The organism is Corynebacterium sp. TAE3-ERU30 (genome assembly GCF_019209925.1).
GTDB lineage: Bacteria > Actinomycetota > Actinomycetes > Mycobacteriales > Mycobacteriaceae > Corynebacterium > Corynebacterium megadyptis.
In genome coordinates, this window is sequence record NZ_JAHUTO010000001.1 from 135,304 (window position 1) to 149,304 (window position 14,001).

Annotated in this window: 13 protein-coding genes; 6 read left to right on the top strand and 7 right to left on the bottom strand. The window is 63.3% G+C overall.

Going from position 1 to position 14,001, the window contains the following annotated elements; genetic code table 11:
* Window positions 1–91 precede the first annotated feature (91 nt).
* Window positions 92–1,264, top strand: a complete 1,173-nt coding sequence (locus KR227_RS00605) for a lycopene cyclase family protein (protein ID WP_218363277.1) — start codon at window positions 92–94, stop codon at window positions 1,262–1,264.
* 41 nt (window positions 1,265–1,305) lie between these two features.
* Here the strand turns inward: KR227_RS00605 and KR227_RS00610 are convergent, their stop codons facing one another.
* The 7 genes from KR227_RS00610 to KR227_RS00640 all read right to left on the bottom strand — a co-directional run bounded on the left by KR227_RS00610 (window position 1,306) and on the right by KR227_RS00640 (window position 7,975).
* The gene (locus KR227_RS00610; RefSeq protein ID WP_218363278.1) at window positions 1,306–1,722 is read right to left on the bottom strand and encodes a metal-sulfur cluster assembly factor; all 417 of its coding nucleotides are present in this window, start codon (window positions 1,720–1,722) and stop codon (window positions 1,306–1,308) included.
* 50 nt (window positions 1,723–1,772) lie between these two features.
* Window positions 1,773–2,225, bottom strand: coding sequence for a Fe-S cluster assembly sulfur transfer protein SufU (sufU, locus tag KR227_RS00615; protein ID WP_218363279.1), 453 nt, complete (start codon window positions 2,223–2,225; stop codon window positions 1,773–1,775).
* 149 nt (window positions 2,226–2,374) lie between these two features.
* Window positions 2,375–3,634, bottom strand: coding sequence for a cysteine desulfurase (locus KR227_RS00620; RefSeq protein WP_218363280.1), 1,260 nt, complete (start codon window positions 3,632–3,634; stop codon window positions 2,375–2,377).
* A gap of 67 nt (window positions 3,635–3,701) precedes the next feature.
* Window positions 3,702–4,460 (bottom strand): Fe-S cluster assembly ATPase SufC, encoded by a 759-nt coding sequence (gene sufC, locus KR227_RS00625; protein ID WP_218363281.1) that lies wholly within the window; start codon window positions 4,458–4,460, stop codon window positions 3,702–3,704.
* Between the two features lie 97 nt (window positions 4,461–4,557).
* Window positions 4,558–5,754, bottom strand: coding sequence for a Fe-S cluster assembly protein SufD (gene sufD, locus KR227_RS00630; RefSeq protein WP_218363282.1), 1,197 nt, complete (start codon window positions 5,752–5,754; stop codon window positions 4,558–4,560).
* Window positions 5,755–5,759: 5 nt separating this feature from the next.
* Window positions 5,760–7,193 (bottom strand): Fe-S cluster assembly protein SufB, encoded by a 1,434-nt coding sequence (sufB, locus tag KR227_RS00635; RefSeq protein ID WP_218363283.1) that lies wholly within the window; start codon window positions 7,191–7,193, stop codon window positions 5,760–5,762.
* Window positions 7,194–7,195: 2 nt separating this feature from the next.
* Entirely contained in the window at window positions 7,196–7,975 is a 780-nt protein-coding gene (locus KR227_RS00640) for a helix-turn-helix transcriptional regulator (protein ID WP_370625114.1), read from the bottom strand.
* A 156-nt stretch (window positions 7,976–8,131) separates the two neighbouring features.
* Between KR227_RS00640 and mptB the strand changes: the two genes are divergently transcribed.
* The 5 genes from mptB (at window position 8,132) to KR227_RS00665 (ending at window position 13,958) form a co-directional block, all read left to right on the top strand.
* Window positions 8,132–9,883, top strand: coding sequence for a polyprenol phosphomannose-dependent alpha 1,6 mannosyltransferase MptB (mptB, locus tag KR227_RS00645; RefSeq protein ID WP_218363284.1), 1,752 nt, complete (start codon window positions 8,132–8,134; stop codon window positions 9,881–9,883).
* Between the two features lie 81 nt (window positions 9,884–9,964).
* Window positions 9,965–10,915 (top strand): ABC transporter ATP-binding protein, encoded by a 951-nt coding sequence (locus KR227_RS00650; RefSeq protein ID WP_218363285.1) that lies wholly within the window; start codon window positions 9,965–9,967, stop codon window positions 10,913–10,915.
* Between the two features lie 60 nt (window positions 10,916–10,975).
* Window positions 10,976–11,746, top strand: a complete 771-nt coding sequence (locus tag KR227_RS00655; RefSeq protein WP_218363286.1) for an ABC transporter permease — start codon at window positions 10,976–10,978, stop codon at window positions 11,744–11,746.
* 130 nt (window positions 11,747–11,876) lie between these two features.
* Window positions 11,877–12,866: a heme A synthase gene (locus tag KR227_RS00660; protein WP_218363653.1), complete on the top strand. Its 990-nt coding sequence runs from the start codon at window positions 11,877–11,879 to the stop codon at window positions 12,864–12,866.
* Between the two features lie 132 nt (window positions 12,867–12,998).
* Window positions 12,999–13,958, top strand: coding sequence for a quinone oxidoreductase (locus KR227_RS00665; RefSeq protein WP_218363654.1), 960 nt, complete (start codon window positions 12,999–13,001; stop codon window positions 13,956–13,958).
* Window positions 13,959–14,001: the final 43 nt, after the last annotated feature.

Sequence of the window (14,001 nt, forward strand, 5' to 3'; positions counted from 1 at the left end):
TGGCACATGACTCGGGGCCACGGCCATCACCGAACCTGCGTGCTCCCACCCATCGGCGGCGGCGAACACCGACAACAACCGGAAGGTAAGCGTGCGCATAGCGATACTCGGACTAGGGCCGGCCGGGGCGATGGTGGCGCTGCGCGCCGCGGCCCGCGGCTGGGAGATCGACGCCTATGACCCGCACGGGCTGCGGCAGTGGAACGCCACCTATGGCCTGATCGATCATCAGCTGCCCACCTGGCTGGAGCCGCTACTCGGGCCGCCGACTCCCATGCAGGCCAGCGGCAGGAGCGCTCAATTGCAGCCGCTGCCCTTCTGCTATCGCATGCTGGACAATGCCGCGGTGCACGAGGCCGTAGAGCGGCTGTGCCGGGCAGGTCAGCTCCGAGTTCACCCCGAGGCTGTTCATAGCGCCGCCGATGTGAGCGCCGATGCGATCATCGATTGCCGTGGCGCCAACCCGCACCGCGCGCTCTGGCAGGTCGCCGTCGGCCGGCTGCTGCCCGCGGCCCCGCCGCAGGATACGCCGGTATTCATGGATTGGCGGCAGCCCACGACCCAGCAGCAGCTGCCGCCGAGTTTCCTCTACACCCAGCGGGTGCAGGGGCAGTGGCTGTGGGAGGAAACCATCCTCGCCACCGATATCGATTGCACTGATGCCGCTTCACGACGCCATCTCCTCGCTCTTCTCCGCGAGCGGCTCGACACCCGCCTGGCGGACCATCTCGCGGATCCACGCGCAGGCGCAGCCGCGCAGGAGGATGAGGAGATCGTGTTCATCCCGATGGGCACCTATGGCCGGCCGCTGCCCGGTGCCTGGGCGTGCGGGGCGCGAGCTGGGGCCATTAATCCTGCCACTGGCTATTCGGTGGCTGACACCGCACGCAGCGTCGATCCCCTGCTGGATCGGCTCGCCGCGGCCGAGCGCTCTGTTTTTCCGGCTCTGCGTGTGCCGCAGCCACGGCGCTGGCTGGCTCATCTGCTGCGCAATATCGGCGCCCAGTTGATTACCCAGGCCTCTGGGCCGCAGCTGCAGGACTTCTTCGGCTGTTTCTTCGCCTTGCCGGCGGCGGATCAGCTGGCGTATGTCACCGGCGAGGATGCGTGGGCGGTGGCGCGCACCATGATCCGGCTGCAGAGCCGCATCAGCCTGCGCCACCCCTTTCTGCGCCCGCTGTGGCGGCGGCCGTGGGCGATTGTGCTTCCCGCGCTGCTGCGTAGTAGCAGAAAGCGCCGCCGTATCCCCGCGGCTATGCGGTGAGATACAACGGCGCCGTGGCTGCAGGCGACGGTGGCTCGTACTTAGACGGAAAAGCCGAGCGCGCGCAGCTGCTCGCGGCCTTCCTCGTTGATCATCTGCGGGCCCCAGGCGGGCATCCATACCCAGTTGATCTGGAGTTCGCTGATTTCGCCCTCGAGGTTCGTGAGTACGGCGGTATTGGCCTGCTCTTCGATGACCCCCTGCAGGGGGCAGGCGGGAGAGGTCAGCGTCATGTTCACCATGGCGGTGCTCTCCCCTTCGATCCAGATGTCATAGACCAAGCCGAGATCAACAACGTTGATGCCGAGCTCGGGGTCGATCACATCCATGAGGTATTCCTCTACCTTGCCGGCGAGCGCTAGCTGCTCTGGGGTGCGCTCGGCGGGTGGTTGCGGCTGCTCGGCGGCCGCGTCGATGGTGGTGTCCTCGGTCTCGGGCGTGGTGTGTTCTTCAGACATGCGTCCTCGCTTTGGTGTGGGTAGCTGCTCGGGCTGGCGGTGGTGTGGCTCTAGGTGGCGGGGTCGGCGCCGGCATCATACGTGGCGGCCTCGAAGGCTTTCCAGCCCAACAGAGCGCACTTCACGCGGGCCGGGTATTTCGAGACGCCGGCAAAGGCGATGCCATCGCCAATGATCTCGTCATCGCCCTCGATGGTGCCGCGGGAGGTGACCATCTTCTCGAACTCGGCGAGAATCGCGAAGGCCTGCTCTACGGACTTGCCCACAATCTCCTCGGCCATCACCGAGGTGGAGGCCTGGCTAATCGAGCAGCCGATGGCCTCATAGGAGACATCCTCCACGGTGGACTTGTCCTCGGACAGTCGCACGCGCAGGGTGAGCTCATCGCCGCAGGAGGTATTCACATGATGCACTTCCGCATTGAAGGGTTCGCGCAGCCCTGCGTGTTGGGGGTTTTTATAGTGATCCAAGATCACTTCTTGATACATGTTTTCCAGCTTCATCAGCCTGGACTAGCCCTTCTGCAATACAAAGTCGGATTTTCGCACGGGGTATTCCGCGGTGCAGGCGTGCACACGCCCGCCTCAAGCTATCAACCTATCTCCCCGATCTTAGCGGCTTGGGGAGATGGTGGCCGTGGCCGCCTGTGCTATCAGCGGCTCAGGCCAAAGAATGAGCGGGCGGCCGTGATGGCCTCAACGAGGGCGTCAATCTCCGATTTCTCGTTGTAGAGGTAGAAGCTCGCCCGCGCGGTGGCTTGGACACCCAAGGTGGTGTGCGCCGGCCAGGCGCAGTGGTGGCCCACCCGGATGCACACGCCGTGATCGTCGACGACCTGCCCCAGATCGTGCGGATGAATGCCCTCCACCACGAAGCTCACGGCACTACCCCGATTCTCGGCGGTGGTGGGGCCAATGATGCGCAGCCCCTCGATCTGCTGCAGCTGCTCCAAGGCATAGGCGGTGAGTTCGTGCTCGTGGGCGGCAATCGCCTCCATCCCCACCTCTTCGAGATAGGCCACCGCAGCGCCGAGCCCCACGACTTGGCTCGTCATCTGGGTGCCGGCCTCATAGCGTTGCGGCGCCACCGTATAGGTGGAGCCGTCCATGTTCACCTTCTCGATCATGGAGCCGCCGGTGAGGAAAGGAGGGAGGCAATCCAGCAGTTCTTGGCGGCCATAAAGTACACCCACTCCCGTGGGGCCGAGCATCTTGTGCCCGGAAAAGGCGGCGAAGTCCACCCCCAGCTGATGCAGATCGACCGGCATATGCGGCACCGACTGGCAGGCATCGAGCACGAAGAGTGCCCCTACCTCGTGGGCGCGGCGCACGGCTTCCTCGACATCGAGCACGGCTCCGGTCACATTGGACTGGTGGGTCAGTGCCACCACCTTGGTGCGGGGGCTGAGCTCGAGGGAATCGAGGTCGATACGACCATCTTCGGTGCTGCTGTACCAGCGAAGGGTGGCGCCTGTACGTCGCGCCAGCTCCTGCCAGGGCACGAGATTGGCGTGGTGTTCCAGCTCGGAGACCACGATCTCATCCTCTGCGCCCACGGTGTACTCGCCGGAGCGATCATCGCCGAGAATATAGGCGACCTCGTTGAGGGCCTCGGTGGCATTTTTGGTGAAGGCGATCTCCCCTACCGATGCGCCCACGAAGCCAGCGATACGCTCGCGGGCCTGCTCGTAGTCATCGGTGGCTTCCTCAGCCAACTGATAGGCCCCGCGGTGCACGGGGGCATTGTGGTGGAAGAGGAAGTCTCGCTCCGCATCCACTACCTGACGAGGGCGCTGGGCGGTGGCGCCAGAATCCAGATAGATCAGCGGGCGCTCTTCGCGCACCGTGCGGCTCAGGATCGGGAAATCCGTGCGAATCCGCGCGGTATCGACAGGGCTCTGCCGTTCTGCCATGGGTGATTCTCCTCTAGGGGTGTCTCGGTCGAGGTGATCGCAGCGGCGGCGACTACTCGCTGGGCTACTACTTAATGAACTTCTCGTAGCCTTCTGCCTCGAGCTGCTGGGCGAGCTCGGGGCCGCCGGACTCCACCACGCGACCAGCGGCGAAGACGTGCACGTAATCGGGCTTCACGTAGTTGAGGATGCGCTGGTAGTGGGTGATCATCAGCACGCCACCGTTCTCACGCTCCTTATAGCGGTTAATGCCCTCGGAGACGATACGCAGAGCGTCGACGTCCAGACCGGAGTCGGTCTCGTCCAGCACAGCGAACTTCGGCTTCAAAAGGCCGAGCTGCAGCACCTCGTGGCGCTTCTTCTCGCCACCGGAGAAGCCTTCGTTCACCGAACGCTCGGCGAAGGCCGGGTCGATGTCGAGCTCATTCATTGCGGTGCGGGCTTCCTTCACCCAATCGCGAATCTTCGGGGCCTCGCCGCGCACGGAGGTGGCGGCGCTGCGCAGGAAATTCGCCATCGAGACGCCGGGTACCTCGGTCGGGTACTGCATGGCGAGGAAGAGTCCGGCGCGGGCGCGCTCGTCGACGTCCATCTCCAGCAGGTTCTCGCCGTCGAGAAGCACCTCGCCCTCGGTGATTTCATAACGGGGGTGGCCGGCGATCGCATACGACAGGGTGGACTTGCCGGAGCCATTGGGGCCCATGATGGCGTGGGTTTCACCGGACTTAATGGTGAGGTTCACGCCGTGCAGGATCATCTTCGGCTTCTCGTTTTCGTCGGCCGGCACAACCTGGGCGTGCAGGTTCTTAATCTCAAGAGTGCTCATGAGTGGTATGTATTCCTAACTGTGGTGAATCGGCACCGAGCATAGCGGCGCCTTGTCGCAATGGTGTGGCAGGGGCGGTGGTGTAGCGCACGACGCGCTAGAGCACCGTGGCGGTCAGTTCCTGCTCCACCATCTCTTCCAGGTTGTCGCGGATCTCCTGCAGCGGGATCCGCTTGATCACGTCGGTGAAGAAGCCGCGCACGATCAGCATTTTGGCCTCGGACTCGGGGATACCGCGGGACTGCAGGTAGAACATGTGCTCATCGTCGAAGCGGCCGACGGTGGCGGCGTGGCCGGCACCGACGATTTCTCCGGTCTGAATTTCCAGGTTCGGCACCGCATCGGCGCGGGCCCCCTGGGTGAGCAGCAGGTTATTGTTTTTCTCGTAGGTATCGGTACCGGTGGCCTCGGGGCGGATCAGCACATCGCCGATCCACGCAGTGCGGGCTTCGGAGCGGCTGGACTCACCAGTGGACTGCAGTGCGCCCTTGTAGAGCACATTAGAGCGGCAGTTCTTTATGGAGTGATCCACCAGCAGGCGCTGCTCGAAGTACTGGCCGGAGTCGGCGAAGTAGAGTCCGAGCATCTCGGCGTCACCACCGGGGGCGGTATAGCGCACGTGCGGCACGGCGCGCACCACCTCGCCACCGAAGGCGGCGTAGTAGTGGCGCACGGTGGCGTCGGCTCCCACCAGCAGGTGCGAGTTGGACAGGTGAACGGCGTCATCGTCCCAGTCCTCGAGCACCACAGTGCTCAGTCGGGCATTGTCGCCGATGATGAACTCCACATTGTCGGAGTGGGCGCCACAGCCCTCATAGCGCAGGAACACCACGGCCTCGGCGCTCTCTTCGAGCTCGATCACCAAGGTGCCATAGGAGACGGCATCGGTGCCTGGGCCGCTGATGGTAATCACCACGGGCTCGGAGAGAGCGACGTTCTTGGCCACCTTCACGTGGTCGGCTACCTCGGAGTTCTCCCATGCCTGAGCGGCGGCACGATCCACGGGGGCGCCGGCGCGGCCGAGCGAGGGATCGTCCATCGCCAGTTCGCTGACGCTCACGCCCTCAGTCGCGCCCGTGACGGTGATCGCGGCGCGCTGACCCGCAGCGGCGCTGCCATCGTGCAGCCCGCGGAGTTTGCGCATGGGGGTAAAACGCCAGTCCTCGTCGCGTCCCTTCGGGATTTCGAAATCGGCGGTGGAGAACGATGTGAAGCGGTCGCCCTTAGTTTGGTGGCCGGTGCCGGCCCCAACTGGGGTGATAGTTGCTTCGGTTTCAGTGAGGGGAGTTGACATTGTGCTTAACCCACCGATCCTTCCATCTGCAATTCGATCAAGCGGTTGAGCTCGAGGGCGTATTCCATCGGCAGCTCCTTGGCGATCGGCTCCACGAAACCACGCACGATCATGGCCATGGCCTCGTCTTCGGGGATGCCGCGAGACATGAGGTAGAAGAGCTGATCGTCCGACACCTGCGAGACGGTGGCCTCGTGGCCGAGGGTCACGTGGTCATTGCGAATGTCGTTATAGGGATAGGTATCCGAGCGGGAGATGCTATCGACTAGGAGCGCATCGCATTCCACATTGGAGGTGGAGTGATGGGCGTCCTTGTTGATCTGCACCAAGCCGCGATAGGCGGCGCGACCGCCGCTGCGGGCCACGGACTTGGAGACGATATTCGAGGAGGTGTAGGGAGCCATGTGGGTCATCTTGGCGCCGGTGTCCTGGAACTGGCCCTCGCCAGCAAAGGCCACAGACAGCACCTCGCCCTTGGCGTGGGGGCCGGTCATCCACACGGCCGGGTACTTCATCGTCACCTTGGAACCGATATTGCCATCGACCCATTCCATGGTGGCGCCCTCTTCACACTTGGTGCGCTTGGTCACCAGGTTGTAGACGTTATTGGACCAGTTCTGAATGGTGGTATAGCGGCAGCGACCACCCTTCTTCACGATGATCTCGACCACGGCGGAGTGCAGGGAATCCGACTTGTAGATCGGGGCGGTACAGCCCTCCACATAGTGCACATAGGCATCCTCGTCCACGATGATGAGGGTGCGCTCGAACTGGCCCATGTTCTCCGTGTTGATTCGGAAATAGGCCTGCAGCGGGATGTCGACGTGGACTCCCTTGGGCACGTAGATGAAGGAGCCACCGGACCAGACGGCGGTGTTCAGCGCGGAGAACTTATTATCGCCGGCCGGAATCACGGAGCCGAAGTACTCCTTGAAGAGCTCGGGGTGCTCCTTCAGGGCGGTATCGGTATCGAGGAAGATCACACCCTGGGCCTCGAGGTCCTCGCGAATCTGGTGGTAGACCACCTCGGACTCGTACTGCGCGGCGACGCCGGCGACGAGGCGCTGCTTTTCGGCCTCGGGGATGCCCAGCTTGTCATAGGTGTTCTTGATGTCCTCGGGCAGGTCATCCCAGGTCTGTGCCTGCTCCTCGGTGGAGCGGACGAAGTACTTGATCTGGTCGAAGTCGATGCCGCTGAGGTCCGCGCCCCATGTGGGCATGGGCTTCTTATCGAAGATGCTGAGCGCCTTGAGGCGGTTGTTCAGCATCCACTCCGGCTCATCTTTCTTAGAGGAGATGTCGCGAACGATGTCCTCGGAGAGGCCGCGCTTGGCGGTGGCGCCAGCCTCATCAGAGTCATGCCAGCCGTAGTTATAGGGGCCAATGGACTCAATGATCTCGTCATCGGAGGACGGAGCAGTGGGTGTTGCTTGAGTCATGTTCAGCTCCTTTCTTCAGGAGTGTGGTCTATGGGTGTTAAGGGAATGTTGGTCGTGCAAATTCCGTGCCCCTCGGTAATGGTCGCCAGTTGTTGCACGTGTTGACCGAGTAGCTCGGAGAGCACCTCATACTCTGCAGCGCACAGCTCCGGATGTTCCGAGGCCACGTGCGAGATGGGGCAATGGTGGTGGCAAATTTGCACGCCCCCACCAGCTTCTTTGACTTCGGATGCGTAGCCATTGGCGTTGAGTGCATCCGCGACCTGTTGGGCTGTTTTATATGTCGAGTCTTCATCGTCCGCCGCAGGGTCCACATGCGCAAGTAGCTGGGCTACACGCTGCCGAGCGAACTGCCGCACGGCCTCGGACCCACCGGTCTCCCGCAGCGCCGTGATAGCGAGCGCAGCGAGAGTGTCGTAGTCGTGCCCAAAGTGGGCCCGGCCTTCGTCGGTGAGCTGGAATGCTTTGGCTGGTCGACCGCGCCCACGCCCGCGAGAGGAGCGAGGCTCCACCGTTTCCGCGAGGGCGTCGTCAACCAAAATATCGAGGTGACGCCGCACACCTGCTGCGGATAGCCCCAAGGCCTTGCCCAATGCGGAGGCCGTCATCGGCCCCTGCTTGAGCAGAGTCATGAGGATGTGCTTGCGGGTATCACCATCCGTTGAGCGAGTTTCGACTTCGCCGCGTTTCTTCTCCTCGCCGCGGGCGGGGCACGGGCGAGCAGCAGACGCCGCCCGTGGCTGCACGGACGGAGTGGTGAGACGGGAAACAGAGTGCGTCATGTGCGCGTTCACCTCCTTAAATTCACTATGATGGACAACTCGTGTCTCATTATAAGACAACACTAGTGTTCCTTAATTAGCCGGGGCCGCGCAAACGCGATCCCCGCCGGATAGCGTGCGCCAGGAATGTCCCGGTGATGTTTTAGACTCATAGCTGTGTCGGATCCCCAACAGCCCCGCCGCCGGCGCGCGGCCGCAGCAGCAGATGATTTCAAGGCGACCCTGCCGCGTCTCGGCCACGCTGGCTCGCGCTCGGCCAGTCTGCACATTGGTGCCGAGTCCGAGGCGGGCGGATCCACCATCGTTCGCGCCGCAACCGGCCATGATCTCCTCCCGGTCTCTAGCTCCCGCGCCCCACGGCGCTTGGATCCACTGCAGCTCGCTCGCTTTGCGACGCTGCGCTGGCTGGGCACCCTCGGGGCACTGATGTTGGCCCTCGGCGGTCTCGGCGCCGGGGCCAAACCGGTATTGGGAGATCCCTATACGTCCTTCCCCGGCGGCTCGATCATGGGGCGCATGATCCAAACCTCCTCCATCTTGGTCATCACTGGGGCGGGGTTGATGGTGATCGCGTGGCTACTCATTGCTCCCTTTGTGGGCGCGGATATCGCCCGCCCCCGCCACTCGCGGGTGCTGGTATCGACCTCCATGCTGGCGCGCACCTTCGTGGCATGGGTAGCGCCCATCTTCTTCACCGCTCCCCTATTCACCCAAGACATTTATTCCTATCTGGCGCAGGGGGCGATCGTTGACCGCGGTTTCGATCCCTATAGCGCTGGCCCCGTGGATATCCTCGGCACCGATGATGTACTGGCCCGCTCGGTGCCGTTGATTTGGTCCCACTCCCCCTCTCCCTATGGCCCCGTGGCACTCGGCATCGCCTCCGTGATCGCCAAGATCACCGGCGATTCGATCGCGGCCGGGGTATTTGCCCACCGCATCGTCAGCTTGGTGGGCATGCTTCTCGCGGCGTGGGCGCTCAGCCAGCTTGCCACTCGCTGCGGGGTGTCCGTACAGGCGGCGCTGTGGCTGGGCATTCTCAATCCCTTAGCTATCTTGCACCTGGTGGGCGGGATTCATAATGAGTCGATTCAATTAGGCCTCGTGCTGCTCGGCATGGAATTGGGGCTGCGCGGCATCGACCGGCTCAGCGCCCTCCAGGGACCGGCCTGGCAGGCGTGGGGCTTGGTGGTGGCCAGCGGCGTGCTGATCTCCGGCGCAGGCATGGTGAAAGTCACCGGCTTTATTGGCCTCGGCTTCATCGGCATGGCACTCGCCCGTCATTTCCATCTGCGTGGGCGGCACACGAGCATGGCAGTTCTCAGCGCCGGCGCGGTGCAACTCGCCGTCCTCGTCGGCTCCGTGGCTGCCGTCACCGCGCTCACGGGGATCCCCACGGGTTGGATTAGTGGCCAAGGCGGTGCAGCCACCATTCGCTCCTGGCTCTCCCTCACCACCGACATCGGGGTGATCGGCGGCTGGATCGGCATGCTGCTCGAACTCGGCGACCACACCGAGGCACTATTGACCATCACCCGCGGTGTGGGCCTGCTGCTGGCCGCCGCCTTTATGGTGCGCATGCTTTTTGCCACCTATCGCGGCACCATTCATCCCATTGGCGGACTGGGCGTGGCCACCTTCATGCTGGTGATTCTCTTTCCGGTGGTGCATCCCTGGTACATGCTCTGGGCAATCTTGCCCCTCGCCGCCTGGGCCAACCGGCGACTCTTCCGCGCCGGGGCAGCCGGCTACTGCGCGTTGTTGAGTTTGTTCATCATGCCGCGCGGGTTGTCTCTTCCCCCCACCACAGTGATCGCCATCTATGTGGGCTCTGCCCTGCTGGGCGTGGTTTTCCTCACCCTGGTCTACGTTTTCCTGCGCCGTCGCGGGATCGTTGGCTGGGACTAAGCGTCGATAAGCGGCCCAGGATGCGCGCCACGGTGGGCAGGTTATGCCACGCGGCGGCTGGGTATCATAGACTATCGAGTTGTGAATACTGAGCACAGAGATCGAACGGCGGCCCCAGGTCCCGCCCTCGCGCTTAAAGAGCTAAGCAAATCCTTCGGGGCCACCCGGGCCGTCGCCGCGCTCAGTCTCAGCGTGGACCACGGCGAGGTCGTGGCCCTGCTTGGCCCCAATGGCGCAGGCAAGACCACCACGATCGAGATGTGCGAAGGCTTCCTCACCCCCACCGCAGGCAGCATTGAGGTGCTGGGGATCAATCCCACGACTCACCCAGAGCACGTCCGCCGGCGCATCGGCATCATGCTCCAAGGCGGCGGCACCTATCCAGGCATCAAGGTCGGAGAACTGCTCCGGCTGGTGGCCTCCTATTCGGCCCGCCCCCTCGATGTGGACTGGCTCCTGCACACCCTCGGCCTCGAGGGGATCGTCAAGACCAACTACCGGCGGCTCTCTGGCGGCCAACAACAGCGCGTCTCCCTAGCCTGTGCCCTCATCGGGCGCCCCGAACTGGTGTTTTTGGATGAGCCCACCGCAGGAATGGATGCCCAATCCAGGCTGCAAGTATGGGAGATTATCCGCAGCCTCAAAGCGGATGGGGTGACGGTGATCTTGACCACCCACATCATGGACGAGGCGGAGGCGCTCGCGGATCGCGTCGTCATCATTGACCACGGCAGCGTCGTGGCCGAGGGCACCCCCGAAGAGCTCAGCTCCTTGAGTGCGGAGACCGCCGATATCAGTTTTGAGACCAGCGTGGGTATCGATACCGCAGCCTTCTCCGCCGCCGTGGGGGCGAACGTCGTGGAGACCCACCCCCGCAGCTATCGCGTGCAGGCGGCGGCCACCCCGGCACTGATCGAAACGCTCGCCGCCACCGCCCGCGCCCAGGACGTGCTGCTGCGCAGCATATCCACCAACCATCGCACCCTCGAGGATGTTTTCCTTGATCTCACCGGACGCGAGATGCGCTCCTAGAAGCGCGAGCGCCCCACGTTGCATGACGCTGACTTGAAGCAGAGAAAAGAGGAATAACCAGTGACTAGCGCGCAGACCCCCTTCCCCGCGGGCACGTTTCGTGCGGATCCCCAACGGGCCTCCGTGCCGGCCATGGTGTGGGCCCAGGCGGTGATTGAATCCAAGCTCTTCCTGCGCCACGGCGAGCAGCAACTGCTCAGTGTGATCATTCCCATTGCCCTGCTGCTGGGAATAAGCAAGGTCAACGTCTTTGATCTCGACGATCCCATCGCGCTCGCCGTGCCCATTACCTTCGCCATTGCGGCGCTCAGTTCCGGCTTTACCGGTCAGGCCATCGCGGTGGCCTTCGATCGCCGCTACGGGGCGCTCAAACGCATCGGCGCCTCGGGAGTGCCGGCCTGGGCCATCATCGTGGGCAAGATCTGCGCGGTGGTGGTAGTCACTATCGTGCAGGTGGTACTCATCGGCGGCACGGCCCTGCTCCTCGGCTGGCACACCAGCGGCATAGGGGTGGCCTATGCCGCGCTCATGCTCGTCATCGGGTTGTGCGTCACCACTTCGCTCGGCATGCTGCTCGGCGGCACGCTCTCCTCCGAGGCAGTGCTCGCACTCGCCAATCTCATCTGGTTCATTCTCATCGGCATCGCCGGTTTTTCCATGCTCGACCCCGCCGCGGCTGGGCTGTTGAATGCGGTGCCCTCGGTGGCCTTGGCCATCGGCCTCGACCGGGCCTTCAACGGCACCTTCCCCCTCGCGCAGGCACTGATATTGGTGCTGTGGGCAGCGGCGGCCATGTGGGCTGCGAATCGCTGGTTTAAGTTCCACGACTAGAGCCGTGTCACACCTCGCTATTCTCATGCACGCCTAAGTTTCTTTCAGCCACGTCAGACAATAAAATAGGACAACTGTGAGTACCCACGCATCGACCCCAACGCCGCCGCAACCCGTGCAGAATCGTCGCATGGGCCTGCGCAGCCAGTCGCCCAAAGTATCCACCCAGCGCCTGCTCGCCCTATTCACGCTGATCGCCCAAGGCGGCATCACCGTAACCGGCTCCATTGTGCGCGTCACCGGCTCCGGATTGGGGTGTAATACGTGGCCACAATGTCACGATGGCTCCTTCGTGCCCGTGGCTGGGGCAGCGCCGTGGATTCAACAGGCCATCGAGTTCGGCAACCGCCTGCTGACCTTCGTGCTCATCATCTTCGCCGGCATGCTCTTGCTCTCAGTGATTTCCGCTGGGCGCCGCAAGGAGATCATCAACCTCGCATTGGTACAGGTCCTCGGCATCGTGCTGCAGGCAATTATCGGCGGTATCTCGGTGCTCATCAATCTCCAGTGGTGGTCGGTGGCCCTGCACTTTATCCCCTCCATTCTGCTGGTATTTTTCGCCGGCATACTCTTCGTGCGCGTCCAAGAGCCCGATACCGGCACGATCACCTTCAACTATCCTGCCGCCCTTCGCGGGCTTGCCGCCGGCGCGGCCGTGGCGTTGCTCATCACCGTGATCACCGGCACCATGGTCACCGGCGCTGGAACGCACTCCGGTGATGCGGATATCCGCCCCGAGGATCGCCTGCAGGTAGACATTGTGGAGATCGCCAATCTGCACGCGCACGCGATGTATCTCTATCTCGGCCTCACCATCGGTTTGGCCGTGGCCTTCGTGGCAGTGAAGACCCAGCTGAAGATCGTCAAGCTCGGCTTCTGGTTGGTAGCCATGGTCGTGGTCCAGGGTGCTATCGGCATCATCCAGTACAACTGGTCCATTCCGGCGTGGACCGTGCCGGTGCACGTCGGCATGAGTTCGGTGTGTACCGCACTGACCGCCGTGGTCTACGCTCATTACGCCCGCCGTCAAGGTTCGGCGCTCGTGACCGGTTCTCCTGCAGGCGACGAAAAACGCACCATCATCCACGAGGATCGCAGCAACAAGACCGCGAAGAACTAGCGCCCTGTCGAGCGCTCGAACCCCTCTCCCCCAGTACCTCGCTGCTAAACCCGCAGCGCGGTGCTGGGGTTGTTCATTAGTATCGACACTATGACTGCACATACCGCATCGAAGACCACTGTCCCCAGCACCATGCGCGCGATCTGCGTGGAGGAGCCTGGTGGCGTCGAGAAGCTCCAACTACAGGAGGTCAGCGTTCCCGAGCCAAGTGATTCTGAGGTGCTGGTGTCCGTGGATTATGCGGGCGTCAACTATATCGACACCTACTATCGCGAGGGCATTTACCACTCCTCGCTGCCCATGACTATCGGCTTCGAAGGCACCGGGCGGGTGGCCTATGACCCCCAGGGCGAGATCGCCGCTGGCACGCTCGTCGCGTGGTGCGATGGTTTTGGCTCCTATGCGGAATACGCCACCGTGCCCCGGGATCGTCTCGTGGCGGTGCCCCAAGGCATCGAGCCCGAGGTCGCGGCCTCCATGCTGCTGCAGGGCATTACCGCCCACTATCTCACCGATGGCGTCTATCCCTTGAAGCAGGGCGATAGCTGCCTCATCACCGCCGGCGCGGGCGGTGTGGGCCTGATGGCTACCCAGTTCGCGCGGCTGCGCGGGGCCACCGTCTACACCGTCACCTCCTCCGAGGAGAAGGCCGAGCTCTCCTATGAGGCCGGCGCCACCGAGGTCTTCCGCTACTCCGATAACCTTGCCGAGCAGGTACGACGCTTCAATGGCGGGCATGGCGTCGATGTGGTCTATGACGGTGTGGGCCAGGCGACCTTCCACGAATCTCTCGAGGTGGTCAAACCGCGGGGCGTGGTGTGTCTCTTCGGTGCCGCCTCCGGGCCGGTGGAGCCTTTCGACCCGCAGCTGCTCAATACCCACGGATCCATTTATCTCACCCGCCCCTCTATCGGTGCGTGGACCAGCCTCGAGGGCGAATTTACCCGTCGCGCCCAGGCCGTAACCCAAGAGATTATCGACGGCAACCTCAACGTCCGAGTCGGCGGGGTCTATGATCTTGCCGACGCCGCCCAGGCGCATCGCGATCTGCAGAGCCGCGCCACCACCGGCTCGATTGTGCTGAAAATCTAAGACCCGTCGTGCCCTCGGCACACACAACAGCACCCTCGATACC

Bases quoted from the DNA above. Each gene is read 5' to 3' on its own strand.
- KR227_RS00665 (WP_218363654.1), top strand. From the start codon at position 12,999: ATGCGCGCGATCTGCGTGGAGGAGCCTGGTGGCGTCGAGAAGCTCCAA.
- KR227_RS00610 (WP_218363278.1), bottom strand. From the start codon at position 1,722: ATGTCTGAAGAACACACCACGCCCGAGACCGAGGACACCACCATCGAC.
- sufC (WP_218363281.1), bottom strand. From the start codon at position 4,460: ATGAGCACTCTTGAGATTAAGAACCTGCACGCCCAGGTTGTGCCGGCC.
- KR227_RS00660 (WP_218363653.1), top strand. From the start codon at position 11,877: ATGGGCCTGCGCAGCCAGTCGCCCAAAGTATCCACCCAGCGCCTGCTC.
- sufB (WP_218363283.1), bottom strand. From the start codon at position 7,193: ATGACTCAAGCAACACCCACTGCTCCGTCCTCCGATGACGAGATCATT.
- KR227_RS00620 (WP_218363280.1), bottom strand. From the start codon at position 3,634: ATGGCAGAACGGCAGAGCCCTGTCGATACCGCGCGGATTCGCACGGAT.
- KR227_RS00640 (WP_370625114.1), bottom strand. From the start codon at position 7,975: ATGACGCACTCTGTTTCCCGTCTCACCACTCCGTCCGTGCAGCCACGG.
- sufD (WP_218363282.1), bottom strand. From the start codon at position 5,754: ATGTCAACTCCCCTCACTGAAACCGAAGCAACTATCACCCCAGTTGGG.
- sufU (WP_218363279.1), bottom strand. From the start codon at position 2,225: ATGAAGCTGGAAAACATGTATCAAGAAGTGATCTTGGATCACTATAAA.